This window comes from Mycobacterium sp. MYCO198283 (assembly GCF_021213805.1).
In the GTDB taxonomy this organism is placed as follows: Bacteria; Actinomycetota; Actinomycetes; order Mycobacteriales; family Mycobacteriaceae; genus Mycobacterium.
In genome coordinates, this window is the sequence record NZ_JAJQJI010000004.1 from 235,639 (window position 1) to 260,814 (window position 25,176).

24 protein-coding genes are annotated in these 25,176 nt (G+C 65.6%); 14 read left to right on the forward strand and 10 right to left on the reverse strand.

Translation table 11 applies throughout. From position 1 onward, the window contains the following. Nucleotides 1-504 precede the first annotated feature (504 nt). From LV457_RS10040 to ripB, 3 genes are all read right to left on the reverse strand, one after another. The gene (locus LV457_RS10040; protein WP_232170953.1) at nucleotides 505-1,473 is read right to left on the reverse strand and encodes a sterol desaturase family protein; all 969 of its coding nucleotides are present in this window, start codon (nucleotides 1,471-1,473) and stop codon (nucleotides 505-507) included. Between the two features lie 46 nt (nucleotides 1,474-1,519). Next, a complete protein-coding gene (locus LV457_RS10045) occupies nucleotides 1,520-2,290 on the reverse strand; it encodes a helix-turn-helix domain-containing protein (protein WP_232170955.1) in 771 nt (256 codons plus the stop codon). Between the two features lie 297 nt (nucleotides 2,291-2,587). After that, nucleotides 2,588-3,247 (reverse strand): NlpC/P60 family peptidoglycan endopeptidase RipB, encoded by a 660-nt coding sequence (gene ripB / locus LV457_RS10050; RefSeq protein ID WP_232170957.1) that lies wholly within the window; start codon nucleotides 3,245-3,247, stop codon nucleotides 2,588-2,590. 373 nt (nucleotides 3,248-3,620) lie between these two features. On the opposite strand from ripB, the gene LV457_RS10055 reads away from it, so the two are divergent. Both LV457_RS10055 and LV457_RS10060 read left to right on the forward strand, forming a co-directional pair. Then, nucleotides 3,621-4,424, forward strand: a complete 804-nt coding sequence (locus tag LV457_RS10055; RefSeq protein ID WP_232170640.1) for a response regulator transcription factor — start codon at nucleotides 3,621-3,623, stop codon at nucleotides 4,422-4,424. Nucleotides 4,425-4,426: 2 nt separating this feature from the next. Continuing rightward, nucleotides 4,427-5,215 carry a class I SAM-dependent methyltransferase gene (locus LV457_RS10060; RefSeq protein WP_232170641.1) on the forward strand — a complete coding sequence of 263 codons (789 nt, stop codon included), beginning with the start codon at nucleotides 4,427-4,429 and terminating at the stop codon, nucleotides 5,213-5,215. 612 nt (nucleotides 5,216-5,827) lie between these two features. Here the strand turns inward: LV457_RS10060 and LV457_RS10065 are convergent. Next, nucleotides 5,828-6,205, reverse strand: coding sequence for a BlaI/MecI/CopY family transcriptional regulator (locus LV457_RS10065; RefSeq protein WP_232170642.1), 378 nt, complete (start codon nucleotides 6,203-6,205; stop codon nucleotides 5,828-5,830). Between the two features lie 685 nt (nucleotides 6,206-6,890). On the opposite strand from LV457_RS10065, the gene LV457_RS10070 reads away from it, so the two are divergent. From LV457_RS10070 to LV457_RS10085, 4 genes are all read left to right on the forward strand, one after another. After that, nucleotides 6,891-7,307 carry a hypothetical protein gene (locus tag LV457_RS10070; RefSeq protein ID WP_232170643.1) on the forward strand — a complete coding sequence of 139 codons (417 nt, stop codon included), beginning with the start codon at nucleotides 6,891-6,893 and terminating at the stop codon, nucleotides 7,305-7,307. A 112-nt stretch (nucleotides 7,308-7,419) separates the two neighbouring features. Continuing rightward, nucleotides 7,420-8,529, forward strand: a complete 1,110-nt coding sequence (locus LV457_RS10075; protein WP_232170644.1) for a PLP-dependent cysteine synthase family protein — start codon at nucleotides 7,420-7,422, stop codon at nucleotides 8,527-8,529. Between the two features lie 44 nt (nucleotides 8,530-8,573). Continuing rightward, nucleotides 8,574-9,791, forward strand: coding sequence for an MFS transporter (locus tag LV457_RS10080; protein ID WP_239030601.1), 1,218 nt, complete (start codon nucleotides 8,574-8,576; stop codon nucleotides 9,789-9,791). A gap of 240 nt (nucleotides 9,792-10,031) precedes the next feature. Then, a complete protein-coding gene (locus LV457_RS10085) occupies nucleotides 10,032-10,373 on the forward strand; it encodes a hypothetical protein (RefSeq protein ID WP_232170645.1) in 342 nt (113 codons plus the stop codon). A 518-nt stretch (nucleotides 10,374-10,891) separates the two neighbouring features. Here LV457_RS10085 and LV457_RS10090 read toward each other — a convergent pair. Continuing rightward, nucleotides 10,892-11,707 carry an alpha/beta fold hydrolase gene (locus LV457_RS10090; RefSeq protein WP_374198795.1) on the reverse strand — a complete coding sequence of 272 codons (816 nt, stop codon included), beginning with the start codon at nucleotides 11,705-11,707 and terminating at the stop codon, nucleotides 10,892-10,894. Between the two features lie 166 nt (nucleotides 11,708-11,873). Here LV457_RS10090 and LV457_RS10095 point away from each other — a divergent pair, with 166 nt between their 5' ends. From LV457_RS10095 to LV457_RS10115, 5 genes are all read left to right on the forward strand, one after another. After that, nucleotides 11,874-12,086, forward strand: coding sequence for a heavy-metal-associated domain-containing protein (locus LV457_RS10095; protein ID WP_232170647.1), 213 nt, complete (start codon nucleotides 11,874-11,876; stop codon nucleotides 12,084-12,086). After that, entirely contained in the window at nucleotides 12,083-13,054 is a 972-nt protein-coding gene (locus tag LV457_RS10100; protein WP_232170648.1) for a heavy-metal-associated domain-containing protein, read from the forward strand. Before LV457_RS10095 ends, LV457_RS10100 begins: the two co-directional genes overlap by 4 nt. 42 nt (nucleotides 13,055-13,096) lie before the next feature. Continuing rightward, a complete protein-coding gene (locus LV457_RS10105; RefSeq protein WP_232170649.1) occupies nucleotides 13,097-15,370 on the forward strand; it encodes a cation-translocating P-type ATPase in 2,274 nt (757 codons plus the stop codon). Between the two features lie 38 nt (nucleotides 15,371-15,408). Continuing rightward, nucleotides 15,409-15,684: a hypothetical protein gene (locus LV457_RS10110; RefSeq protein WP_232170650.1), complete on the forward strand. Its 276-nt coding sequence runs from the start codon at nucleotides 15,409-15,411 to the stop codon at nucleotides 15,682-15,684. A gap of 205 nt (nucleotides 15,685-15,889) precedes the next feature. Then, complete coding sequence (locus LV457_RS10115; RefSeq protein WP_232170651.1) at nucleotides 15,890-18,022, forward strand: heavy metal translocating P-type ATPase; 2,133 nt, start codon at nucleotides 15,890-15,892, stop codon at nucleotides 18,020-18,022. A 218-nt stretch (nucleotides 18,023-18,240) separates the two neighbouring features. On the opposite strand, the gene LV457_RS10120 is transcribed toward LV457_RS10115, so the two are convergent. The 5 genes from LV457_RS10120 to LV457_RS10140 all read right to left on the reverse strand — a co-directional run bounded on the left by LV457_RS10120 (nucleotide 18,241) and on the right by LV457_RS10140 (nucleotide 23,144). Continuing rightward, entirely contained in the window at nucleotides 18,241-19,065 is an 825-nt protein-coding gene (locus LV457_RS10120; protein WP_308192183.1) for a hypothetical protein, read from the reverse strand. 224 nt (nucleotides 19,066-19,289) lie between these two features. Further along, nucleotides 19,290-19,493 (reverse strand): hypothetical protein, encoded by a 204-nt coding sequence (locus LV457_RS10125; RefSeq protein WP_232170653.1) that lies wholly within the window; start codon nucleotides 19,491-19,493, stop codon nucleotides 19,290-19,292. Between the two features lie 43 nt (nucleotides 19,494-19,536). After that, the gene (locus tag LV457_RS10130; protein WP_232170654.1) at nucleotides 19,537-20,901 is read right to left on the reverse strand and encodes a rhodanese-like domain-containing protein; all 1,365 of its coding nucleotides are present in this window, start codon (nucleotides 20,899-20,901) and stop codon (nucleotides 19,537-19,539) included. 23 nt (nucleotides 20,902-20,924) lie between these two features. Further along, nucleotides 20,925-21,698, reverse strand: coding sequence for a sulfite exporter TauE/SafE family protein (locus tag LV457_RS10135; protein WP_232170655.1), 774 nt, complete (start codon nucleotides 21,696-21,698; stop codon nucleotides 20,925-20,927). 66 nt (nucleotides 21,699-21,764) lie between these two features. After that, on the reverse strand, nucleotides 21,765-23,144 hold the full coding sequence (locus LV457_RS10140) for a rhodanese-like domain-containing protein (RefSeq protein ID WP_232170656.1): 1,380 nt from the start codon (nucleotides 23,142-23,144) through the stop codon (nucleotides 21,765-21,767). A gap of 177 nt (nucleotides 23,145-23,321) precedes the next feature. Between LV457_RS10140 and LV457_RS10145 the strand changes: the two genes are divergently transcribed. The 3 genes from LV457_RS10145 to LV457_RS10155 all read left to right on the forward strand — a co-directional run bounded on the left by LV457_RS10145 (nucleotide 23,322) and on the right by LV457_RS10155 (nucleotide 24,713). After that, complete coding sequence (locus tag LV457_RS10145) at nucleotides 23,322-23,906, forward strand: rhodanese-like domain-containing protein (RefSeq protein WP_232170657.1); 585 nt, start codon at nucleotides 23,322-23,324, stop codon at nucleotides 23,904-23,906. 115 nt (nucleotides 23,907-24,021) lie between these two features. Beyond that, complete coding sequence (locus LV457_RS10150) at nucleotides 24,022-24,291, forward strand: metal-sensitive transcriptional regulator (RefSeq protein ID WP_163923118.1); 270 nt, start codon at nucleotides 24,022-24,024, stop codon at nucleotides 24,289-24,291. Nucleotides 24,292-24,314: 23 nt separating this feature from the next. Next, the gene (locus LV457_RS10155; protein WP_232170658.1) at nucleotides 24,315-24,713 is read left to right on the forward strand and encodes a DUF302 domain-containing protein; all 399 of its coding nucleotides are present in this window, start codon (nucleotides 24,315-24,317) and stop codon (nucleotides 24,711-24,713) included. Nucleotides 24,714-25,176: the final 463 nt, after the last annotated feature.

The window sequence follows — 25,176 nt, forward strand, 5'->3', positions numbered from 1 at the left end:
CGTAGGAGGTCGGTCCTGCCGTGGCAAGAGGACGACCAAGATCGGAACGAACATCACAGCGCCAAACCCCAACCCCATGGCGTCACGCCGCGGGGAAGGGGATGGCAAGATCAGGGACGACGTGCGGCCGCCCCATGCGGACAATGGAGCACTTCAGTCGGTGCTGGGCATGCGGTGCACACCGCCGGGGACGTCGCATGAATGCAAAGCTGACCGGGGGAGTCGATGGCGGGCCCACCCGGCCGGCGGTGACTCGCTGTACCCATTACGACGAACAGTCAGCCATTGCGGTACGAAATCAGTTTCCCGACCCAGCAATTTTCGGCCAAAGCGTCGAAGATGGGCGTCGCAGCGAACATCGATCTCCTTTTCAGGGTCTATGAGCGGTGGCTGGATGCGTAGCGGCTGCCGACGAATCCGCTGCTCTCCAGTTACTTCTACTAGGTTACTCAGTAGATGTCGAGACCTGGTCGCACAGCGTGTCTCAGAACGGCTGATTACCGATCAACCACGTTCTTTTGTGGCCTTGTCGGCTGCTGATGTGTTCGCGGTGTGGTTCGTGGCCGTGGTGGGCTTCGGGGCGCAGTTGCCGCTGCGGGTGAATGGGTAGATCATCTGGCGCAGATAGCCGTTGGGGTAATCGGGTTTGGCGGCCATGCCCAGTTGGGTGGAGTCGAATCGCCGGGCGGGGTCGTAGGAGAAGGTGCGCATGAGGTGGTCCCACAGCAGTGTGAATAGCCCGAAGTTGACGTCACCGATGCCGGCCCATTTCAGGTGGTGGAAGCGATGGCCTTCATTGAGCGCCAGGACGTATTTGGCCGGGCCGATGCAGTAATCGGCGTTGGAGTGCTGCAGTAGCAGCTGAATGGCCACGGCCAGGGCCAGCGGGGAGGCGACGTCGACGGGCAGCCCGATCAATATCAACGGTGCGACACCGGCGGCCATCTCCACGGTTTGGTGCAGCGGGTGTTTCATCAGGCCGTTAAGGCCGTAGAAGCGGGTGATGCTGTGGTGCACCGCGTGGAAGCGCCACAGCAGCCCGATCTTGTGGCTGGCCAGGTGCACGACCGTGATGCCGAGGTCTGCGACCAGAATCGCGGCGAGGACCTGTGCGACGAATGGCCAGCTGTGCGGCCACAACTGGGGTGCGGCGACGACCGCGGCGAGCAGGGGGATGGCCGCGACGCTGGCCAGGATGAGGGTTTCGTTGACCGCGACGTGGACGCGGTCGCGGGCGCCGTCGGCGCGGTCGTGGTTCCACTGCGGGTCATAGGGGATGAGCCGCTCCACCAGGAACGTCGTGGCGATCGCGACCGCCAAAATGATCAGCAGCCAGTACTTCTGGTCGCCGCCGGCGGCCACCGCGATACCCGCGCCGTTGAGACCGATCAGCATGAATGGCACATAGCCGTAGCGGGCCACCGCCTGGACAGCGGTGGTAACCGTTGAGGCCCTAGGAGAAGTCGTACTCATGTTTTGATCGTCGCGGTCACGCCGCAACATGGCTTGAACGATTCGGCTACCCGCTGTCGAGGTCCCAGGAGACGTGCCGGCTCAGCGCCGAGGGCGGCAGGCCGAACATCTCGCGCGTGGTGCGAGTGAGGTGGGCACTGTCGGCGAATCCCGCACCGTGCGCCGCGCCGGTCAAGTCATCACCGGCCTGCACCCGGATGATTGCGACCCGCAAGCGTGACCACAACACATAGCGGCGCAACGGAATGCCGACCTCCTCAGTGAACAGATGGGTCAGCCGACTCGCCGAGATCCCCACCATTGCAGCTAATTTCGTGCCGCTGACTGGCCCCGCCGACACCAGGTCGGGCAACAGCCGCAATGCGTCATCGACGGCGGGATGGCGTGCCGCGTCACTGCCGTGAACGACAGGGGTGGGTGCCAGGCTCGTGATCAGCTCGTCGACGACCGCGGCCAGCGCTCGTCGTCGGGTCAAACTGAGCACAGGGGTAACCGTCCATCCGGAGCGGACGGCGCGCGAATGCGCGGCCCGGCCCGGCGCGGACTCCGGGTCCAGGAACACCACCGTGCCCTCCTGGGCGCCGACCGCGATCTGGTGTGGCGCGTCGGCGGGCACGACCACCTTCGTTCCCACGTGTTGCGCGCCGTGCCCATCGAGGACCGTCAAAGCCGATGTTGCGGTGATGACCTGAACGGCATGGTGGGCGTGGGCATCGGTGGTGCCGATCGATCCGGTGAAGGCCAACACGCCCGGGCGCAGTAGCGCCGAGCCGCTCCAGCGCGGTGCGGTTGCTGCGTCACCACCGGGGGTATTCATCACCACTAATAGACGGTAGCGCCGAGTATCAAGCCTTTAGCGCCGATGCCACCGATCCATCCTGATCATCTCCTGCTCGGATTGCACTAGCCGGGTGTAGCTGCGGCGGTTGGACAGCGGCCCTCGGCCGTGAACACCAATGACGTCGACAACGTCCGCGTTCCGAGCCTGCCCGCCGCGTCTCCACCAATCTTGGCGGCGACCAACACCATCGCCGACACCCAGCCCGGGCCCGGGTCGGCCCCCTGGCCTGCCCGGACGGCGACGATGGGCGGATGCGGATGCTGTGCGGGCGGGTCACTCGATGATGCGCGTTACGTAAGGCGTCATTCCGGCCTTTCGCACCGGTGAGATCTTGATCGGAACACCCGTCTGTTGAGCTTCCAGCATTTGACCGTTACCCAAATAGAGCGCCTCGTGCTGACTGCCTCCGGGTCCCCAGAACAGCAGGTCGCCTCGGCGGGCCTGCGACGGAGGGACCTTGCGGCCAGCGTTGTACTGGTCACCGGACCAGCGGGGTAGCAGAATGCCCACACCGGCGAAGGCGAATCGAGTCAGTCCTGAACAGTCGAACCCAACTGTGCCGGCGCCCTGGTCGATGCCGCGGCTAGGCCCGGTCAGGCTGCCGCCGCCCCAGGAGTAAGGCACCCCGAGTTGGGTGCCTGCACGGCGAATCACGTACTCGATGGCTTGACCGCCCGACACCCGGCCCGACGCGAGCGGAGCGGCGCTGGGTTCGGCGCCCCCGAAACCCAAAGTGCGCAGGAAGTTGCGGCCGAGGTTCATCGTGGTCTCGGTGGCCATGGCGGTGGCGCGAAGTGAGGCGTTGGCGATGGCGAGAGGGTCGCCCGGTGCGCCAGCGCTGACAACCTTTGGAAGGCTTGGATCCCAGGTTCCGTCGCCCGGTTGCGCGGCAGCGGGCGCCGCTAGGGTCACGGCGAGCGCGGCGATGGCCATACAGCTCAGCGCCTTTAGGCGCCGGTGGAGCTTCGTGGACACGGTCCTCGCCTTCTCGGTCGTCGGCCGGCGCAGCGCACGGGTAGATCCCGCGTCGATCACCGGATGCTTGCCGACCGACCGCCGACCGTCTACGTAGCAGGGCAGTACGTAGGTAACACGTTCAGATCAAACGGTAACACCCGTCACGTGAGGTGACTTGCGCCTCTAGTCTCGCTTCCGTAACAATTGCCCCCGCTACGGCGCGGCGCGCGAAAGTTCCGGCGCGCTGCGGCTTTCGCGGCGGTGTGTCTCGGCTTCGCGGAAGGGCGCGAATTCGACACGCCGCCGCCAAGGCTCTGTACTGGTCTACGTAGTAGTGCAGTATTTCCTAATGCGAGACGGCGTGATGGCGACGGAACCGGTCCCGGCGACGATGTTGATCGTCGGTGACCACCTCAGGTGGATCGAGGCGGTCGCGGACCACTTCCGCACCGATGAGGTCTCCTTGGTGGTGGCCGACGACGGTGATGAGGCGGTGGGCGCCGCCCAGCGGCTGCAGCCGGGGTTCGTCGCGCTCGACGTGGATCTCCTGGGTGGTTCGGTGATGCAGGTGTGCCGAGAAATACGCAGCGTCTGCGATTCCCACGTCACGATGTGCTCGAGCGCGGGCAACGAGAATGTCGTCGTGGCGGGCTTGCGAGCCGGCGCTGACGACGTCCTGACCGGTCCGCGCAGTAGCCGCGAGCTTGCGGCGCGGGTGCGCGCCGCGCTGCGGAGATGGCAGGCCAACGAAGCGCTCGCAGAAAGCGGCGACCCTATGCCACGGCGATATTCGTACGGCCCGCTGTCGATCGACGTTGGTCGACGTGAGGTGCGAATCGCAGACGAGCGGATCGGGCTGACTCGTACCCAGTTCGACATCCTGGTCGAGCTGGCCAGGCGGCGCGGTGCCGTGGTCACCCGCCGGGATCTGATGGAGGCGGTCTGGGGATCGCGGTCGAGCGCAAACACCGAGCGGGTCAGTGTGCACATCGCTGCGCTGCGCCGCCGACTCGGAGACGATTCCGAAGAACCGGCCCTGGTGCTGAGCGTGCGCGGCGTCGGGTATTGCCTGGCCGACGCGCCTGGCCGCGGGACCGTGCGACCGTGCGGCGCTGGTGCGACAGCCAGTGCCGTCACCAGCCGACGGGGTTGAGCATGGCCGCGCGCGGTGAACAGTTCATCGTGGCCGCCGTCCGGCTGCTCATGCCAGGTCGATACGACGCCCGTATCGGGAGACAAGCGGCTCGATACTGGTCCGCCTCAGATGGCGACCAGTCGTGGGACTCGAATTCGCATTGGCGACGCGGGATCGGCGACGAGGCCTTCGCGGAGGTCGGTAGGCATCACTGGGAGATTTACCAGCGGTTCGCCCGCGCGCTGGAGGTAGACACTCCGGCGACGATCATCGAATGGGGGGCAGGTGGGGGAGCCAATGCCGTGGCCTTCGCGCCGCATGTCGAGCGCTTCATCGCCGCCGACATATCGCCGGACAACCTCGCCGAATGCTCTCGGCAGGTGCAGGCCGTCTGCAACACCCCGATGGACACCCGACGCATCGATCTCGCCGACCCCAACGCAGCCGCCGACGGCTTGCGCCATGCGTGCGACCTGTTCCTGTGCCTCTACGTCATCGAGCTGACCACCGGAGTCGACGCCGTGCGCACCATCCTCGGCATCGCCCAGCGCGTGCTTCGACCGGGTGGAATGGCCTTCGTGCAGGTGAAGTACCACACCAGCGACGGTCGTACCCGCGGAAGAATCGGCTTGGCCTACGCTCGCAACCTGGCGCTCAACACGACGTTCACCATCGAGGAGTTCTGGAGACTCGCCGGCGAGTGCGGCCTCGAGCCGCAGCTGGTCACTCTGGTCCCGCGCAACCGCCTCGACAGCCGATACGCCTACTACGCCTTGATCAAACCGGTCAGCGGGATGGAACCGCAGTAGCGGTGTAGCTCGGTCGCGCGGTCGGCGATGTACCGGTCAGCGCGGAGAAACGGCGCCGCCGAACGTCGCGGCACGCGGCGTCGAACGCTACGTACCACGCTTCGTGTTCGATGTGTGTCGAGCACACGGTGTGGCATATGCCGGTTCTCGCGGTCCCTTTCAGCCTTTGCTTACAACGCGTTCGCGCTGCCAGGTGGACGGCGAGCTTGCTTCACCACGGCCACATCGCCGCTTGCCTTGGTCGGGGTCCGATCGCTCTGTCTGCCGCTCGATGCGATCGTCAGATGCGTCCCGTCGGCGCCTAACGTCGTGTCGTCCGGTGGCGCCGCTGCCGTTCATCAATTGGGACACGCTGCAGCATCGGAGTGCCGGGGGGCAGCAGGGGCCAGCCGGGGTTAGACGATTCGGCCTGTCAACGCCGTCCACTGGTCCGCCTGGTCGACCCGCAGCCTCCGGCGCGCCAGCCGTCGGCCGTCCGAGAAGGTATGCGATGCGGGCTGCACGTGACGAAGGGAGCCCGACCCGTCCAAGCCGTCGGGTGGTCGAGTGGCGCAGCTGCAATAGCACTTTCGCAAGCGAACTCAACTCGCTTGGTCTCGCATGTCGTTGCCATTACCGCCCGCTGCGGGGAACTCGGCGCAGGGCGCGACGAATGGTCTCCGACTCGTCGTGCCCCATCTGCTCCACGAAGTACTTGAGCACGAGGTCGGGCCGCCCGCCCCCTGCAAGTGCCGTACTCATGAGGCGGGCGCTGCGTTCTTCTCGCGTCATCGTCGCGTGATACCGGTAGGCCCGACCGTGGCGCTCCCGAGCCAGCCAACCCTTGGTATGGAGGTTGTCCATGGTGGACATGACCGTGGTGTAGGCGATGTCGCGCTCGGCCCTCAGTTCGGTGAGGACTTCGCGAACCGACACGGCGGCGGACGGCCCACGACTCCACATCCGTTCCATGATGCTTGCCTCGAGCTGACCGAAACCATCGATGCGCAAGGGAACTCCTCATCAGGCCGTCAGCCGCACCGACCCCTTTCATCGGCGCCTACGAAGATACTAACAAGGTACGTAGATCGACATCGAGATTCGATCACTGCCGGTGCACGGGTGCAGGCTTGCCGGTAGACCGCGCCTCAGCTGCCGTGGCAACGGTAGGAGTACCAACTGCGCCGGCGAATTGGTGTGGAGTCTGCGGCCCTGGCCCTGCCGCAGTGATCGCCAAAGATGGGAGCCGACCGCCGCGGGTCGCTGCGTCGGCCATTCACGGGCCGGTTACGCATGGCAGTGGAACCGGCCATCTCGTCACAGTAGTTGTGGCGGGCGTCGCCGCGGGCGGCCGGAGGCGGCAGCGGGACGTCGTTGGCCGCGGCGAAAGGACCGTCGACTTCCGCCGATGCAACTACTTGGCAAACGCTCACCGACGTGATCGGCGCAGCCGGGCCAGGCCCGCACCTACTATCCAGCACAGTAGACGTCCCGCGGTATGGAGACAGTCGCCGAGCGCCGGAGATGGGCTCGATGCCGCTAAACAGGCTGCCGTCACGCATGTTTGGGATAGGACACGCAATCCATTGCGGCGTCGGCCATCGCGGGTGAGCGTGGTCGCAGAGTGATAACGACACAGCACCGACTAATGGGCTGAGCCATTCGCCCCGCCTCCGCTGGTACAGTCGGCAACGCCATGACGTACACCCACACCGGACCAAGGCAGCGACGGCAGACTGCCGTTGCGGTCTTCTTGGCGTTCTGGGTGATCGTCGTGGGTGCCGAATGGGCACTGCCCGGACTCGACCCTGCACCACAGCACGGGGCCCACGGTCTGGCCACTAGCCCCGTAGGCGCCTTGGCGCCAGTGACCATCGAGCATCCTCATTTGTCGAGCGGCTCTGCGCCGGAATCGCCGGAACTCTTCGCCGAGGCGGTGCTTCCCCGCGGAACCGTGGCGCTGCTGGCTCTGGGATTGATCGCTGCTGCGGTGACGGTGTTGACGCTGTGGCGTCACCTCGCGCCCGCCGCCGTTCGTGGCCCGCCGCGCCGGAAGGCCTCGGCCAGCACTGGCCGACAGACCTTGACACGGTTGTGCATCGCGCGTCGCTGATCGGGTAGCGCCAGACCACACCCACCCCACAGGTGGGCTTGGTCGGTGATCGTTGCCTATCGACACCAGCCGCGCGGTCTTGTCGCGGCCCCAGCAGAAGCGACGTCAATCGATGAACTATGTCCTGTCCAATCCTGCACGCGCAGCGCTTCCCTCACGGGAGCGACGACTCACCCGCTATCACCGACCGGCCACCATGGTCGGCCGGACACCGGTGCTACGCATCGCCGCACCATTCACCGCCGACGACAAGTGCTTCTGGGCCAAGCTCGAGGGCTTCAACCCCGGAGGTATGAAGGATCGGCCGGCCCTGCACATGGTCGAACGCGCCCGCGCTCGCGGGGCGCTGACACCGGGAGGGCGCATCGTCGAATCCACCAGCGGGACACTCGGCCTCGGATTGGCTCTGGCCGGCACGGTCTACGGGCATCCGGTCACACTGGTCACCGACCCTGGATTGGAACCAATCGTCCACCGCATGTTGACCGCCTTCGGCGCTGACGTGGACCTGGTGACCGAACCTCACCCCGAAGGCGGCTGGCAGCAGGCTCGACGGGACCGAGTGCAACAACTTCTGGACGCAGAACCAGCGGCATGGCACCCGGATCAGTACAACAACCCCGATAACGTGGAGGCCTACCGCGGCTTGGCTGACGAACTGCACAAGCAACTCGGCCACGTCGATGTCCTGGTGTGCTCGGTGGGCACCGGCGGTCACTCCGCAGGAGTGGCCCGCGTTCTGCGCGAATACAACCCGGCTCTCCGGTTGATCGGCGTGGACACGATTGGATCGACGATCTTCGGCCAACCCGCCACCACCCGCCTCATGCGGGGCCTCGGATCGAGCATCTATCCGGGCAATGTCGATTACGCCGCGTTCGACGAAGTGCACTGGGTAGCGCCGGCGGACGCCGTGTGGGCCTGCCGCACATTGGCATCGACGCACTACGCCAGCGGGGGGTGGAGCGTGGGAGCGGTCGCGCTCGTCGCCGGCTGGGCGGCGCGGGTACTTCCGCGAGACACCACCGTCGCCGCCGTCTTCCCCGACGGACCGCAGCGCTACTTCGATACGGTCTACAACGACGACTATTGCCGCCGTCATGGCCTGCTCGACAACGTCCCCCCGCAGGAGCCCCACGTGGTGGAGGATCCCTCAAGTCAGGTAGTGACGTCCTGGACCCGGTGCGCCAAGGTGGTTGACCCCTTGCGGAGTACGCGGTGATCGCCGTCGTGTCAGGGTTTCGAAGCTTCGGCTGGCCCAGCCGCATGCTGATGCTCAACCAATTCGGAATCAACTTGGGCTTCTACATGCTCATGCCCTACCTGGCCGGATACTTGGCCGGGCCTCTCGGTCTGGCCGCGTGGGCAGTCGGACTGGTGCTGGGTGTGCGCAACTTCTCCCAACAAGGCATGTTCATCGTCGGCGGCACCCTGGCCGACCGACTCGGGTTCAAGCCGCTCATCGTGGCCGGATGCCTGCTGAGAACCGTCGGTTTCGCGCTACTTGTCTTCGCCGACACTCTGCCAGCGATTCTGCTCGCCTCAGCGGCCACCGGTTTCGCCGGCGCCTTGTTCAACCCGGCGGTCCGGGCCTATTTGGCGGTCGACGCCGGTGAACGGCGGGTCGAGGCGTTTGCGGTATTCAACGTCTTCTACCAGGCCGGAATCCTGGCCGGACCGCTCGTCGGGTTGGCGTTGATGTTCCTCGACTTTCGCGCGACGGCCGCCGCGGCGGCCGTGGTGTTCGCTGCCTTGACCGTGGCGCAGCTGTTCGCGCTCCCGCAGCGAACCGCGCCGGCAGCAAATGAGAAGACCTCAGTCGTCGAGGACTGGCGCACGGTACTGCGTAACAGATCGTTCCTGCTGTTCGCCGCAGCGATGATCGGCTCCTACGTGCTGTCGTTTCAGGTCTACCTTGCGCTGCCGTTACATGCCAGGCAGCTGGCGCCTGATCATGAAACCCCCATCGTGGCAGCGGTGTTCGCGGTGTCGGGTTTGGTTGCCGTGGCAGGACAGATGCGCATCACCCGCTGGTTCGCCAGCCGCTGGGGACGCGGCCGCTCACTGGTGGTTGGCATGACCGTACTGGCTGCGTCGTTCGTGCCTCTTGCCGTACTGCCTAGCGACAGTCGCCTTGGCCAAGGCGCCGCCGTGGCCGCCCTGCTCATCGCCGCGGCGATACTGGCGATCGGCTCGGCAGCGGTGTTCCCCTTCGAGATGGACACCGTCGTGTCGCTCGCCGGCGACAAGCTAGTCGGCACTCACTACGGGTTCTACAACACCATCGTCGGCGTTGGCATCCTGGCGGGGAACCTCCTCACCGGAACACTGATGCAAGTTGCGCGCGACGCCGGCGCCTCGGAACTGATTTGGGTTGCACTCAGCGTCATTGGCGTGTTGGCGGCCTGTGCGCTGCACCGTCTCGATCGCCGCGGGCGGCTAGACCCAGCACCACCGGTGCTGTCGCGCTCGACCAACGACTGAACCGCCGCCGACCCACGCCGCCGCCGACGCGCATCCCAGTCTGACCGTCGGTCACCGACGGCAGGTGCGGAACATCCAAAGGAGGTACATCGTGGACTGATCCGACGCTCAATAATGAACGACTGCAACAAGACTCGAATGTAGGCGGTGGGACCCGGATCGCACCCGGGCCCCACCAACAATCCCATCAAGACGTGGAGACATCTTATGAACAGAATTGCCCTGTCAATCGTAGCGGGAATGGCCGTGGCCGGCGCGGTCAGCTTGGCCAACCCAGCCTCGGCCGGCGCAGCTCATCCCGTTCCGAAGCCAGTGGATGAGAACGTCGCACACCCCGGACCGAAACCCATAGGCGATGTGACACCGAACAGGGGGCCGAAACCCATCGCCGGCACGATCGCCGCGCTGGAAGCCCAGGGCTATAAAGTCATCCTGAACAAGGTCGGCGGAGCACCCATCAACGAATGTGTGGTCACTGCGATCCGGCCAGGCAACGAAGTGACCGAAATGCGTTCCAACGTGCGTGATCGCACGGTCGAGCGTGTGCTGCACACCACGATCCAAGTCGACGCCAAGTGCTAGGCGCCTGAACGAACGAACTCGATTGCCGCGGGGCGCCCGGGTGACAGGCGGGCGCCCCGCTTCAACCGGCAGTTGAAATGCTTCGTGTCATTGTGGGCCCGTCGACACCCGACGTCGACGCGCTTCCTCGCCCCGGTGGGCCCGCTGCACTGCTCAACCATTGCGGGTGATACCCCTGCGAGCTACGGTAGACATACCACCGGGGGGTATAGCGCAGTTGGCGGAAGGGATCGGATGAACATGGCTGAGAAGGTGCGGCGGATGCTCCGTAGTCCGACGGCTCGGACGGTCGCCAAGTGCATCGCTCTGTGTGCCGTGGGCAGCCTCACGAATGGGCGGACCACCAAGGCGGACAAGGGAGATTCCTGCTGCGGCTGACGCGACTGTCGGCGCAGCGCGACGGGCTTCTGGTATCACGGGCGCGCTGGGTTCTGAAAGCGCCGTCAGCGAGCCAACTATCGGGGGTTCGTCCTGCAACGTCCTCCACCTAGACGGTCCGTCCCGATACTTCCGCGCCACTACCTTGGGCGGGTGCGGGTGTCCCGCGAGGCGGTCGCGAGGAACTGTTCGATTTCTGGGGCGAAGGCGCGAGCCATGTCTTCTGCGTCGACCAACAGGTCGGACATAGTGACGTCGGCGAGTACTCCCCGTGGAAGGACGTCGGCGAGGGTATGCGCTATGTGCGTTGGGTGACGTGAGTCGTCGCCGGCAATGATGAGCGTGGGCGTCTCGATGCGCCGAAGTTGCTCGACGGTCGCGAAGGCGCGATCGTGACCGATTGCTGCTGCCGCAGCAGCGCTTTGGGCGTCAGCGCGCGGAATGGCGTCGGTGACGAGGTTGGCAATGAGCGGCTGAAGGTGGGGAACGAATAGCTCCCAGGCGGCCTCTAAACCGTCGGTACGGGCGCGGTCGGCGAAACGGTCCATCAGCTCTGTGTCTGCGGCTTTGTCGGCGTCGTCTTCAATGGCTTCAGCGCTGATGATGACCGCAGAACGGGCGATCCGAGAGTGCTGGAGGCAGGTCTGCAAGGCGATCGTGCCGCCGAGGCCGGCGCCGACGAGGTGGGCGGACGTTGCGTCGAGAGCGTGCACGAGCGCGACGACGTCTGTGACGTACTGATCCCACCGGTGCAACGTCGGGTCGGGACATCGCGATGCGCCATACCCTCGAATGTCAGGTAGCGCAACGCGATACCGACCAGCAAGCCGGCCGGCAAGGGGCAACATGCTGTGGTGATCGGGCCCACCGCCGTGCAGCATGACGATCAGCTCGCCGTTGCCGATCGCCTCGCCCATGAGCGGCCAGCCGTCGTCCCCCACGTGAAGCGCTCGCATCTCAACAATTCCTCTCGTCGTCGAAGACTTCTAAGAGCATTGATGCCCGGATGGCATTTCGACAGTCCCGGCCAACCGACCCTTGCACTATACCCTCGGGGGGTATACGTTCGTGGAGTACCAATACCCGGTAGGGGTATATACGACATGGAGATGGGAGCCGGACATGAGCACGGTCGAGTACACCGTCACGGGTATGACCTGCGGACATTGCGAGCTGTCGGTGCGCGAGGAAGTGAGCGGGGTGCCCGGGGTTGAAGACGTCGAGGTAAGCGCCACGACTGGGACGCTGATCGTGACGTCCAGCGGTCCCATCGATGACGCGCAGGTTCTCAACGCCCTCGACGAGGCCGGCTATTCAGCGGTGCGTGTCTCATGAATGCCGCGGGACGGTTGGCCGCTTTCGGTACGGGGCTGGCGGTGGCGTTTGCGGCTGCGTACGTCACCGCCGCGGCCGTCGCTCCCGACACCGCGGTGACCGCTTCACACAACCTCGGCGCGGATGTCCCCGGTGATCGTACCACCACCATCGAGCAGGCGTCGCCGGTGCCCCTTCCGGCCCCCGATCCGCCAGGGTTGTCGCTAGCCCGAGACGGCTACGAACTCAGCCCGGTACGCGCACCCGGCACCCCCGATGATCGAGGCACGTTGAGCTTCACCATCGTCGATCCCGTGGGCACGCCCCTGCTCGACTACGCGACCGTGCACGACAAGCAGCTACATCTCATCGTCGTCCGATCCGATGGCCAGCACTTCGCGCACGTACACCCAGTCCTGGACCGGACCGCGGGCACGTGGTCGACGCCCTGGACGTGGCACGCCGCCGGCTCCTACCGCGTGTTCGCCGACTTTCAGCCCGCCCAGGCAGACAGCACCAAACTCACCCTCACCCGCACCGTGGAGGTGGCCGGCGAACTCACCCTGTCGACGCCGGTGACCACACGCACCGTCGATGAAATCGCCGGGTACACCGTGAAACTCGACGGTGCGCTCACCGCGGGCGTCACGCAGCAACTCACTGCGACGGTCACCCGTGACGGCGAGCCGGTGACGACATTGCAGCCCTACCTGGGAGCCTATGGGCACCTCGTCGCGTTGCGTGAGGGAGACCTAGCGTATCTGCACGTGCACCCTGAGGGGGCTGAGCCGGTAGTAGGCCGCACCGGCGGGCCTGCGGTGTCATTCGCGGCGACCGCACCCACCGCCGGTCGCTACCTGCTCTACCTCGACTTCAAAGTCGATGACGCCGTGCACACCGCCACGTTCGTCGTCGACGCCGTACGCGGCGACACCAATGAGCCCGCGCCAGAGCCTTCGCGCGCCGCCGGCCATGCCGGCGGGCACTGACGACTTCCGCCCAACCTAGAGAATTGAAAGGCAGTGGCACGCATGACGACATCGACACCAGTGTCCGGCCCGAGCGTTGAATTACGCATCAGCGGGATGACCTGCGCCTCCTGCGCCAACCGCATCGAGCGCAAGCTCAACAAGATCGATGGTGTTGCCGCAACGGTCAACTACGCGACAGAAAAGGCCACCGTCACGGTGCCTGACGGATACGATCCGGCGCTACTGATCGCCGAGGTGAAGAACGCCGGCTACAGCGCCGCGCTACCGGCACCGGAGAAGCCCGCCCCGGGCCGGGAAACAGGCGAAACCGACGACCCCGACATGGTGTCGCTACGCCACCGGTTGATCGGTTCGGTGTTGTTGTCCGTGCCGGTGATCGCGATGGCGATGATCCCCGCAGTGCAGTTCACGTATTGGCAGTGGGCGTCGCTGGCGCTCGCTGCGCCGGTGATCGTCTGGGCGGCGTGGCCGTTTCACCGCGCCGCGTGGACCAACCTGCGACACGGCACGGCGACGATGGACACGCTCATCTCCCTGGGCACCTTGTCGGCGTTCCTGTGGTCGCTGTACGCGCTGTTCCTCGGGACCGCGGGCACCCCGGGAATGAAGCACCCCTTCGAACTGACGCTGGCACCGTCTCACGGCGCCGCCAACATCTACCTCGAGGTCGCAGCAGGTGTAACGACATTCATCCTCGCGGGACGGTATTTCGAGAAACGGTCCAAACGGCAGGCCGGTGCGGCGCTGCGCGCCCTACTGGAGCTGGGCGCCAAAGAGGTGTCCGTGCTGCGCGACGGCGCGGAAGCGAAGATCGCCGTCGAGGACCTGGTGGTGGACGACGAGTTCGTCGTGCGCCCGGGGGAGAAGATCGCGACCGACGGGGTGGTGACGTCGGGGACATCGGCGGTCGACGCGTCGATGTTGACCGGCGAATCGGTACCCGTGGAGGTCGGTCCAGGTGACTCCGTGGTCGGTGCAACCGTCAACGCCGGCGGGAGACTGGTGGTGCGAGCCACCCGCGTCGGTTCGGACACCCAGTTGGCGCAGATGGCGCAACTGGTGGAGAACGCCCAAACCGGAAAAGCTGAAGTCCAGCGCTTGGCAGACCGCATCTCCGGAGTCTTCGTACCGATCGTCCTCGCGATCGCGGTGATCACACTGGGCGCGTGGCTGGGCGCAGGGTTTCCGGTCGCGGCCGCCTTCACCGCCGCCGTTGCGGTCCTTGTGATCGCGTGCCCGTGCGCGCTCGGTTTGGCCACGCCAACGGCACTGCTGGTCGGCACCGGTCGCGGCGCGCAATTGGGCGTCTTGATCAAGGGACCGGAGGTGCTGGAGTCCACCCGCAAGGTCGACACGGTGGTGCTGGACAAGACCGGCACTGTCACCACCGGCAAGATGACCCTGGTCGAGGTGATCACTGCCGCGGGAACCGAACGCGCAGACTTGCTCCGGCTAGCCGGAGCATTGGAGAACGCGTCGGAACACCCGATCGCCCAAGCCATCGCGCTCGCTGCGACCGAAGAACTCGGGACGCTACCCACGCCTGAGGACTTCGCCAATGTGGAAGGCAAGGGTGTACAGGGCGTCGTCGACGGCCACGCCGTCGTCGTGGGACGCCAATCACTGCTCGCCGACTGGTCCCAACACCTGAGCCCAGAGTTGGTGCAGGCGAAAGAAGCGGCCGAAGCGCAGGGCAAGACGGTGGTCGCCGCCGGTTGGGACGGTCAGGCTCGGGGTGTGCTCCTCGTCGCAGATACCGTGAAACCTACCAGTGCACAGGCGATCTCACAGATGCGCCAGATGGGCCTGACCCCCGTGTTGCTCACCGGTGACAACGAAGCCGTTGCGAGGCAGATCGCCGCCGAGGTCGGCATCGACACCGTAATCGCCGAGGTGATGCCGAAAGACAAAGTCGACGTCATCGTCCGGCTGCAATCCGAAGGCAAGACCGTGGCGATGGTCGGCGATGGCGTCAACGATGCGCCCGCCCTCGCCCAAGCCGACCTCGGCTTGGCCATGGGTACCGGAACTGACGTGGCGATCGAGGCCTCCGACATCACCCTGGTGCGCGGCGACCTGCGCAGCGCCGTCGACGCAATCCGCCTATCCCGCAGAACATTGTCGACGATCAAGACGAACCTGTTCTGGGCGTTCGCCTACAACGTCGCCGCCATACCGGTCGCAGCCCTGGGCATGCTCAACCCCATGCTCGCCGGCGCGGCAATGGCGTTCTCCAGCGTCTTCGTCGTGGGCAACAGCCTCCGACTGCGCGGCTTCAAATCCACATCCACATCCTCTGCCCCTACTCACTAGACCCCTACCGCACTGACCCCTACTCACTAAGGAGACCCATGTCCGACAACGAGAACCCGACGTCGAGCTGCTGCTGCAGCGGCTCACCAGAAGACCTCGGCACGACAGTCATCAATCCTGCGGCCACGAACCTCCTCGACCCCGCAACCGACGAGACGACATGCCCGGTCATGCCCGGCACGCCGGTGAAGAAGGCGGCCGCTGAAGCTGCCGGCCTATTCCGCGACTACCGCGGCCGACGGTACTGGTTGTGCTGCAAAGGTTGTGGACCACGGTTCGACCGTGATCCTGACAAGTACGCCAGCGTGGCCTGACTGCATTCGTCATGACGACCCGTGTTCGAGACGCTGCTGCCGCAGGACCGGCCGAAGACGCCGAACGCACTGAAGAGTCGGAATCCATTGACCGACTCGTGCGGCCATAACGCGTGACAGCGGTGCATCTCGACGCAGTTGCGTCGGACCTTTGGCCGCTGCTCACGCGTTCTAACCGACACATGAGTCTCCTAAGGAGCGAAATATGACACACCACGACGAGCACGCGGTGGCGGCGTCTCACAGCGGCGCGCACCCGGACCACGAAGGTCGCGGCGAACACGGCCGACGCCCCGAACACCAAACAGGCCCTGACCACGACGGCCATGCTGGGCACGGGGGTCATGCCGGCCACGGCGGCGATCACGTCGCTGTGTTCCGGAGGCTTTTCTGGATCAACGTGATCATCGCCGTCCCGGTCATCGCGTTCTCGACCATGTTCGCAATGCTGCTCGGCTACGAAGTACCCGACTTTCCCGGCGCCCGCTGGATCGCGCCACTGCTCGGCACGGTCATGTACGTCGTCGGTGGTCGCCCCTTCCTCACCGGCGCCGTCAGCGAAATCCGTTCTCGCAAGCCGGGAATGATGCTGCTCATCGGGCTGGCCATTACCGTCGCATTCTTCGCCTCCTGGGGCGCGAGCCTGGGCCTGCTCCACCACGAACTGGAGTTCTGGTGGGAACTGGCGCTGCTGATCGTGATCATGCTGCTCGGCCACTGGGTCGAGATGCGCTCGCTGGCTCAGACCACCTCCGCACTGGACTCCCTGGCCGCCCTGCTTCCCGACGAGGCCGAGAAGGTCGACGGCGAGCGCGTCATCACGGTCTCACCCGCCGACCTGCAGGTGGGGGATCTGGTAGTCGTCCGACCCGGTGGCAGCGTCCCCGCCGACGGCAGAATCGTCGACGGACGAGCGGACATGGACGAGTCGATGGTGACCGGTGAATCGCGGCCGGTGGCCCGCAGCGTCGGGGACGCGGTGACGGCCGGAACGGTCGCCACCGATTCGGGGTTGCGGGTCGAAATAACCGCCACCGGCGACGATACCGCCCTGGCGGGAATCCAGCGCCTTGTCACCGAAGCTCAGAACTCGTCCTCGCGAGCCCAGCGCCTTGCCGACCGGGCGGCTGGCTGGCTGTTCTGGTTTGCCCTGGGGGCCGCCGCCATCACCGCCGCGGCGTGGTCGATCGTCGGCGACCCCGACGCCTCCGTCGTCCGGGCGATCACCGTGCTCGTCATCGCCTGCCCCCACGCACTGGGGTTGGCGATACCACTGGTCGTATCCATCGCCACCGAACGGGCCGCCCGGGGAGGCGTGCTGATCAAGGACCGCCTCGCCCTAGAAGGCATGCGCACCGTCGACGCCGTGCTTTTCGACAAAACCGGCACCCTGACCAAGGGTGAACCGACCGTAACCGCGATCGAGGCCATCGGAGACGTCGACGATGACACCGTGCTCGCCCTGGCCGCCGCCGCCGAGGCAGACAGTGAACACCCCTTGGCACGGGCCATCGTGAGAGCCGCCGAGGAGCGCGCACTCACTGTGCCGCGCGCCAGCGGCTTTTCGTCGTCTCCGGCGGTCGGTGTGACTGCCACAGTTGAAGGGCATGAGATCCGGGTGGGCGGCCCCCGCCTGCTCGACGATATCGGCGGACAGGAAGTTGAGACCGCCACCGCGTGGCGTGAGGAGGGCGCCATCATCTTGCACGTCGTCCGCGACAGCGCGGTGCTCGGCGGGCTGCGCCTGGCTGACGAGATCCGCCCCGAATCGCGCGAAGCGGTCGATGCCCTCCACAAGCTCGGCGTCGAGGTGGTCATGATCACCGGTGACGCAGAGGCGGTCGCCCAGGCGGTGGGCCACGAACTCGGCATTGACCGAGTGTTCGCCGGCGTACGCCCGGAGGACAAGGCATCGAAGGTCTCTGCCCTGCAGCGTGAGGGCAAGAAGGTCGCCATGGTTGGCGATGGTGTCAACGATGCCCCCGCGTTGGCGCAGGCCGACGTTGGCATCGCCATCGGCGCCGGGACCGACGTCGCCATCGCATCTGCCGGCGTAATCCTGGCCAGTTCCGACCCGCGCTCGGTGCTGTCGGTGATCGAGCTGTCCCGTGCCAGCTACCGGAAGATGAAGCAGAACTTGTGGTGGGGAGCGGGTTACAACCTCGTTGCAGTGCCACTGGCTGCCGGTGTGCTCGCACCGATCGGGTTTGTGCTGCCGATGTCAGTCGGAGCGATCCTAATGTCTCTGTCGACGATCGTCGTGGCGCTCAACGCGCAAGTGTTGCGCCGCCTCGACCTGAGTCCTGAGGCCAGCACGCGCGCGGTTCTCGATCGTTAGGACCGGGGGAGGCAAACCTTTTCCGTGGTGCGCTGCGAATGGTAGGCCGCGTGCACGGTCGGGGTGGAGGTTGGCAATAGGCGCCCCTGGACGTTGACCCGTCGGCCTGGCCGACGACGTGCCCTCTGACCGTTGATCTTTCGAGATGGGCCGCCCGGGTTGCTGACGAGTAACTCTTCGTCGTCGAGGGGCCCTGAGCCGGCGCAGAGATCGATTGTTCACTCGCTGTGATCATGATCGCTGTGTTCGTCGTGCGCAGGCACCGCGGGCGGAGCCGGAGCTTCTGCCGGCGCCGGAGCGTCTGCCGGGGCCGGCGACTGGCTGGCGGGCTCGTCCATTGGCGGCGGGACGGCCGACTCGTGGTCGTTGTCAGCGTCATGGGCATGCTCGGGACTCGTGTCGTGCTGATTGCTCGCTTCAGGCTCGGCGTCGGTGACGTGCTGGTCGCTATGTGCATCCTCGCGGACTGTCCCGTGGTGCTCGCTATGCGCGTCCCCGGGGGCCGTCCCGTGGTGGCCGCCATCTGCGCTCGCTGGCGCGTGGTGGCCGTGCCGCAGGCCTGAGGCAACGCCTACCGTTGACGCCAGCGCCACGATACCGACTGCGCCCATGAGCACTGATGCGCTGAAGAACATCGGTATCGGCTCTCCCTGCAGGCCGCGATACCACACCCAGCTGGCGCCCATCACGACGTAAATCTGAAGCAGCAGCGCGCAAAGGTCCGCGGCTTGGACCAATTCCGCTTCTCCAGCGTGGGGGCCGAACGGGGCTCCCGCGGTCCTGGACAGAGCCCACAGAGCAATGGCTCCAATGTTGAGCATGATGCCGGCGGCGAGCACAGGTGTCGTGGTTCGAGCGAGAATCAGCCGCGTCCAGAAGAGTTGGAACAGCGCGAGCGACGCGAAGAACACGCCTGCTGGCATCCACTCCTGCCAATGGGCCGGTACGACGGCGAAGTGGATGACCGCCGCGCCGAGCGAGGCGAGCGCGGCGAGCCGAGCGGCCAGCCTGCTGTCGGTCTTCCTCGCTGTCCTAGGTGCCACGGAACCAGAATGACACCGCCACCCGCGACAGCACCTACCTGACGCCACATCTCAACCCGACCGAGATTCGTCTGTCATCATCTACTGACTTCCTACGGAGATGACGTAAGAGAGGTAGCCGGTCATGCGGGTTCCAAAAGGAGGTTGCTGCGGGGCCGTGCCTCTGTGATGCCGGTCAGAACCGACTATCGCGTCGGAACAGCGTGAAGAGTAGACGCAACGATCTACTCCATGCCCAGCCAGCTGGGCTTGGCTGACAGGTGGGACCAGTGGACGACGAGTTGGGCCGCGACGTCGATCTGGTGATCACTTCGTGCGTGGAAGCGCGGCCCAGAACGCTTAGGAAGACGTGGAACACCGACGAAGCCTCTGAGCGCGACATCGACCGCTTCGCGCGAATGCAACTCCGAGGCAACGACATCGTTCATCGCGCCACTGTCCGCGGCGCGCCGCGGGATCTTCCGTGCACACCTACCATGCACGAGGTTGGGTTGTAGTCAGGCCCTGCTCGCTGGCCCTGGCGAAGGCGTCGTCGATCAAGACGACGTCCACACCTGCGCGGTCGAGCAGCGACGTCGCGATGGAGGCGCGGTAGCCCGATCCGCAGTGCACCCAGACGGGTCCGGCGGGCACGTCATCCAGGCGGTCGGGCAGTTCGTGGAGGGGGATGTTGGTGGCGCCGGGGATGTGCTCTCCGTCGTACTCGTGGGTTTGGCGCACGTCTAGTATGGAAGGCGATCCGGTGCCGAGTTCTTCTGCGAGACGGGCGAAGTCGGCGACGGGATAGCATCCGATACGGCTGCCGTTGGCCAGTGTGTCGATGTCGTCGGTGGCGGCGCCGGTGAGCCGGTCGACGCCGATGCGCACAAGTTCCCGTTTGGCCTCGGCGACCTGTTCGGGCGAGTCTCCGATCACTGTGATCGGGGCGCCCCAGTCGTAGAGCCAGCCGAAGTAGCTGACGAATGAGCCCGACAGTTCGAACCCGTAGGTGCCGGGTAGGTGTCCGGCGGCGAATGCTGTGCGGGTGCGTAGGTCCACGACCCATTCGCCGGCGTTGATCCGGCGGCGCAGCTCGGTGGGGTCGATCGGTGCCGGTGGCGTCAGGTCCACTGGTGCGGGTCCTTCGCTGTTGATGACACCCATGTGGGCGTAGTACGCCGGGTAGGCAGACAGTCCTGCGAGTAGTTCGTCGACGAAGCTCTGCTCGTCTTTGGTCAAGGCCGGGTTGGTGTTGCGCTGCTCTTCGATGGTCGAGGAGTCTCCGGATGCTGGTGTAGCCGAGCAGAAGCTGCCGAAGCCGTGGGTCGGGTAGATCGCAGTATCTGCGGGCAGGCGGTCGGCGAGTTTGTGCACCGAGTGGTACTGGGCGTGTGACAGTTCCTCGGTGTCGTCGGGTCCGATGAGGTCGGTGCGTCCGGTGGTGCCGTAGAGCATCGAGCCTCCGGTGAACACGCCGTGGACGGCGCCGGCGTCGTCGCGGAGCACGTAGCTGACGTGGTGATGGGTATGGCCGGGGGTGTGCAGCACTTCCAGTTGGATCGGTCCGGCGTCGATGATGTCGCCGTCGGCCACCGGGCGGCGGCTGTAGTCGACGTCATCCCCGGCGGGTACCGCGTAGTCGGCGCCGACGGTGCGTGACAGTTCCAGTCCTCCGGTCACGTAGTCGTTGTGCAGGTGAGTCTCCAGCACGTGAGTGATGCGGACCTCGTTCTCTTCGGCGAGGGCGAGTATGCGGTCGATGTCTCGTTGCGGGTCGACGACGACGGCGATGCCGTGGTGGGTGATCAGGTAGCTGCGGTCTCCGAGTCCGGAGGTTTCGACGATCGAGACGTCCATGTTCTGTTCCTTTGATCGTTGGGTCAGTTGAGGATGAGGGTGTCGACGAGCACGTAGGCGGCGACGGCGAACACCAGGTAGGCGAACCAGCGCTGTAGCCGGGTGGTGTCGGTCTTGGTGCCGAAGTATCCGGCGACCAGTGCGGTGGCCATCGCCGCGGCGACGAAGGCGGCGGTGACCTGCCAGTCGACGTTGATTCCCTGGAGGTGAGAGAAGACGCCGGTGACGGAGTTGGCGATGATGATCAGTAGCGAGGTGCCGATGGCCGTGGACATTTCGACACCGAGGGCCACCACCAGGGCCGGGATGATGAGGAAGCCGCCGCCAACGCCGAACAGTCCGGTGAGCAACCCGACCAGCAGGCCGGCACCGATCGATCGGGGCGCGCAGCGACGCCAGTTGACCTGGCCGGCCTCGATCTTGCACGCCGTGCCAGTGGCGCCCTGGTCGGCGAGCATGCGGATGCCGGCGACCACCATCACCACCGCGAATCCGATCATCAGGACCGACTGGGGCAGCAGAGCGCTGATGGCGCTGCCGGCAACCGTGGCCGGTATACCGGCGGCGGCGAAGATTGCGGCCATGCGCCACCGCACCTGCTTGGCGCGGATCTTCGGCAGCACCCCGACCGCTGAGGCCGCGGCGACGACGATCAGCGAGATGGGGATGGCCTGCTCGACGTCGAAACCCATCCCGTAGACCAGCGCCGGGACGGCGAGGATCGACCCCCCGCCGCCGAGCAGCCCCAGCAGCACGCCGATCAGCGCACCCAGGGCCAGGCCTACCGCGAACGCCATGACAATTCCCCTACCCGTTTGATCGGCGGTGCAACATCGCGTGAATTCCTTGCTCGAGCAGTCACGTCAGACTGCGGCGTGGGCGTCGGCCCACGCGTTGTAGCCGCCGAGCAGGTCGGAGACCTGCCCAATGCCGTTGGCGCGCAACACCGATGCGGCCACGCTGGAACGCCAGCCACCGGCGCAGTGCACGACGATCGGCTTGTCGGCGGGCACTTCGCCGAGACGCACACGCAACTGGGCGAGCGGGATGTGCAGGGAGTCGGGGATGGCGCCGCCCTCGCGTTCACCGGGGTTGCGGATGTCGACCAGCGTCACTGCGTCCTCGGCCAGCAGCTCATCGAGTTTGGTGACCGTAGTGCGTTGTGCGGCCTGCACGAGGTCGGCGAGTTCGGCAGGGAAGTGCCCGTCGCGGCTCACGTTGAGGTAGCCAATGGCGTCATCGGAACCAATACATGCCAGGCGCAGCGCGGCCTGCTGCTCGTCACCCGGGTAGGTGATCAGGGCGATCTGCTCACCGACGTCGGCGACCATGCCGCCGGTTTCGGCGAACCGGCCGTCGAAGCCGACGTTGACCGTCCCGCGCAGGTGCCCGGCGGCGAAGTCCTCGACGCTGCGGGCATCGAGCACCCGCACCCCCGCATCGAGCGCAGCGCGGATCTGCTGAGGTGTCATCTCGGGCACGGTGCGGTCCGCCTGCAGTAGGGGGTGGATGCGCTTGTTCATTGCGGCGTCGGAGGCGAAGTACGCCGGTGCGGCGGGCTGGCCCGCGGTCAGCATCGCGACGAACGCTTCCTCGGTCATTGGCTGCGCCGACGGATTGCTCGCCCGCTGGTCCCCGATCGTCGACGTCAGCTCGCTCGAAAGATTCTTTCCGCACGACGAGCCGGCGCCGTGGGCAGGCATCACCGTCACGCTGTCGGGCAGCGTCATGAGCGTGCCGTGCAGCGTGCGGTACATCGCCCGAGCCAGGTCGCTCGTCGAGCTGTCACCGATGTTCGCCAGGTCCGGACGGCCGACGTCGCCGATGAACAGCGAGTCCCCGGTCAGCACGGCCACCGGCTCGGCCCCGGCACGGTCGCGGACGAGCACGCTGATCGATTCCCAGGTGTGGCCCGGGGTCGACAAGATCTCCAGATCAACCTCACCGAGAGACACGTGCTCGCCGTCGGCCAGCCGGCGGATTGGGTAGTCGGTCTCGGCGACCTCGCCGAAGCCAATCCATGCGTCGGTCGCATCCACCAACTCCAGGTGGCCCGACACGAAGTCGGCGTGGAAGTGGGTGTTGATCACCCCTTCGATCGTCAGCCCGAACTTCTTTGCGTCGGCCAGGTAATCGCTGATGTCACGGCGCGGATCGACCACCACTGCGCGGCCGGTGGTGTCGTCGCCGATCAGGTAAGACGCGTGCGAAAGGCACTCGATGTAGTACTGCTCCAGGATCATTGGAATTCCTCTCAGTCGTGTTTCGGGCTTTGGTTCATGACGGCCCGCTAGATATTCCTACAATACCCCCAGGGGTATATATTTCCGTCTGACGAATACCCCTCTGGGTATGCTAGCGTCGAAGGCGACGATACCCCCATGGGTATCTTCGATCAACCGATAGGAGGTCCCTGATCCATGACGAACACGACGATCGACGCCGCCGAGCTGCAGGAACTGCTCGCCTCGGCCAATCCGCCGCGCCTCATCGACGTCCGCACCCCCGCGGAGTTCGAGACCCTGCACATCGACGGTGCCTACAACGTGCCGCTGGACCTACTGCGGAAGCATCGCGACGACATCGCTGGCCACCTCGATCAGCAGGTTGTCCTGATCTGCCGCTCCGGACAACGCGCCAATGAGGCTGAGCAGACGCTGCGCAAAGCCGGTCTGCCGAACGTCCACATCTTGGCGGGGGGCATCACCGGGTGGGCGGCCCACGGTTTCGCCGTCAACCGCGGCGTGCAGCGCTGGGACCTGGAGCGGCAGGTACGCCTGGCCGCCGGGCTCATCGTCGCCGTCAGCATTCTCCTGAGCGCATTCGTTCCATACCTAGAGTGGATCGCCTTCGCGATCGGCGCCGGCCTCACCGTAGCCGCGCTGACCAACACCTGCGCCATGGGAATGCTGCTGGCCCGGCTTCCCCACAACCGCGCCGGCGCCACCTGCGATGCCGCGACGATCACCGGTCAACTACGTGAAGCGCCACACGCGCGAAGCTGATCGCCACGGAGATACGCCCTGCCAGCGGCAATGCTTTGAAAGGTTGAACCGTTGACTCGAGACGTCAAATACCCCCTCGGGTAATATTGGCGTAGGGGCGATGAAAGGAAATGCCATGGTCGGCGACCAAGAAGCCATCGATGCGGTCCTCAACCGGCTGCGCCGGGCCCAAGGCCAACTCGCCGGCGTCATCTCGATGATCGAGAACGGCCGCGAATGCAAAGACGTCGTCACACAGCTGGCGGCCGTTTCCCGCGCACTCGACCGCGCCGGCTTCAAGATTGTGGCCACCGGATTGCGGGAATGCGTTACCGGTGAGCAGGCCGGCGCCGACAAGCCCATGACCGAAGCGGAACTGGAAAAGCTCTTCCTCGCGCTGGCCTAACTAACCACGACAAAGGAGTCATTATGAGCATCGCGCTAGCCACGAGCCTGAAACTACCATTCGACGACGCCGTGGCCCGCACCCGGGAAGTGTTGTCCCAGCAAGGATTTGGCGTTCTCACCGAAATTGATGTCAAAGCGACACTGAAGAACAAGCTCGATGAGGACATGGAGAACTACCTGATCCTTGGCGCCTGCAACCCACCGCTGGCCCACCGTGCGATCACGGCGCACCGTCAGATTGGCCTGCTCCTGCCATGCAATGTCGTAGTACGCAGCGACCCTGACGACCCGGAACTCACACTCGTCGAGGCCATGAACCCCCAATTGCTTGTAGACGTCACCGACGAACCCGAACTGCAACCGATCGCCCAAGAAGTTGCCGATAGGCTCAAAGCGGCAATTGAAGCGCTGGCCGGTTAGGACTGCAATCAGCGTTCCTCGGCGTTTGCGGCGCCGCTTACCCCAAGTGGTGACGGTGCCTGATGGTTACCGCCGACAGCCGGTGTCGACTGGTCCGGCGTAAACCACCGCGAGGGGCCGCCCGGTTCCAAGGTTCGCGGTTAATCACCTGTTCGTTGTGGCGGCACGACGGTTGGTTCGGGTGCTCTTGGGGCCGGCAATGACACGGCCGACTGACCGAACGCCTGGAGGGGCGCACACGCGACACGAAGTCTTGCGGCCGTCTGGACGCACGCTCTGATCGTGAGCCGAAAAGAGGGGCGAAGGGGGGCGTATCTTCCTGCGTGGCAATGCACCCGCGGCTCCTCCATCGGCTACTGTCCAAAACCCCCGCTGTGCCAAGAGTGTGCCAAGACCCGCAGAAACGCGCGAGATGGTGAAGACAGGGCGAGACAGGCGCAACCCGCTGACCTGGACATATAGG

Bases quoted from the DNA above. Each gene is read 5' to 3' on its own strand.
- LV457_RS10040 (WP_232170953.1), bottom strand. From the start codon at position 1,473: ATGAGTACGACTTCTCCTAGGGCCTCAACGGTTACCACCGCTGTCCAG.
- LV457_RS10045 (WP_232170955.1), bottom strand. From the start codon at position 2,290: ATGAATACCCCCGGTGGTGACGCAGCAACCGCACCGCGCTGGAGCGGC.
- ripB (WP_232170957.1), bottom strand. From the start codon at position 3,247: ATGGCCATCGCCGCGCTCGCCGTGACCCTAGCGGCGCCCGCTGCCGCG.
- LV457_RS10055 (WP_232170640.1), top strand. From the start codon at position 3,621: ATGCGAGACGGCGTGATGGCGACGGAACCGGTCCCGGCGACGATGTTG.
- LV457_RS10060 (WP_232170641.1), top strand. From the start codon at position 4,427: ATGGCCGCGCGCGGTGAACAGTTCATCGTGGCCGCCGTCCGGCTGCTC.
- LV457_RS10070 (WP_232170643.1), top strand. From the start codon at position 6,891: ATGACGTACACCCACACCGGACCAAGGCAGCGACGGCAGACTGCCGTT.
- LV457_RS10075 (WP_232170644.1), top strand. From the start codon at position 7,420: ATGAACTATGTCCTGTCCAATCCTGCACGCGCAGCGCTTCCCTCACGG.
- LV457_RS10080 (WP_239030601.1), top strand. From the start codon at position 8,574: ATGCTGATGCTCAACCAATTCGGAATCAACTTGGGCTTCTACATGCTC.
- LV457_RS10085 (WP_232170645.1), top strand. From the start codon at position 10,032: ATGGCCGTGGCCGGCGCGGTCAGCTTGGCCAACCCAGCCTCGGCCGGC.
- LV457_RS10090 (WP_374198795.1), bottom strand. From the start codon at position 11,707: ATGCGAGCGCTTCACGTGGGGGACGACGGCTGGCCGCTCATGGGCGAG.
- LV457_RS10095 (WP_232170647.1), top strand. From the start codon at position 11,874: ATGAGCACGGTCGAGTACACCGTCACGGGTATGACCTGCGGACATTGC.
- LV457_RS10100 (WP_232170648.1), top strand. From the start codon at position 12,083: ATGAATGCCGCGGGACGGTTGGCCGCTTTCGGTACGGGGCTGGCGGTG.
- LV457_RS10105 (WP_232170649.1), top strand. From the start codon at position 13,097: ATGACGACATCGACACCAGTGTCCGGCCCGAGCGTTGAATTACGCATC.
- LV457_RS10110 (WP_232170650.1), top strand. From the start codon at position 15,409: ATGTCCGACAACGAGAACCCGACGTCGAGCTGCTGCTGCAGCGGCTCA.
- LV457_RS10115 (WP_232170651.1), top strand. From the start codon at position 15,890: ATGACACACCACGACGAGCACGCGGTGGCGGCGTCTCACAGCGGCGCG.
- LV457_RS10125 (WP_232170653.1), bottom strand. From the start codon at position 19,493: ATGAACGATGTCGTTGCCTCGGAGTTGCATTCGCGCGAAGCGGTCGAT.
- LV457_RS10130 (WP_232170654.1), bottom strand. From the start codon at position 20,901: ATGGACGTCTCGATCGTCGAAACCTCCGGACTCGGAGACCGCAGCTAC.
- LV457_RS10135 (WP_232170655.1), bottom strand. From the start codon at position 21,698: ATGGCGTTCGCGGTAGGCCTGGCCCTGGGTGCGCTGATCGGCGTGCTG.
- LV457_RS10140 (WP_232170656.1), bottom strand. From the start codon at position 23,144: ATGATCCTGGAGCAGTACTACATCGAGTGCCTTTCGCACGCGTCTTAC.
- LV457_RS10145 (WP_232170657.1), top strand. From the start codon at position 23,322: ATGACGAACACGACGATCGACGCCGCCGAGCTGCAGGAACTGCTCGCC.
- LV457_RS10150 (WP_163923118.1), top strand. From the start codon at position 24,022: ATGGTCGGCGACCAAGAAGCCATCGATGCGGTCCTCAACCGGCTGCGC.
- LV457_RS10155 (WP_232170658.1), top strand. From the start codon at position 24,315: ATGAGCATCGCGCTAGCCACGAGCCTGAAACTACCATTCGACGACGCC.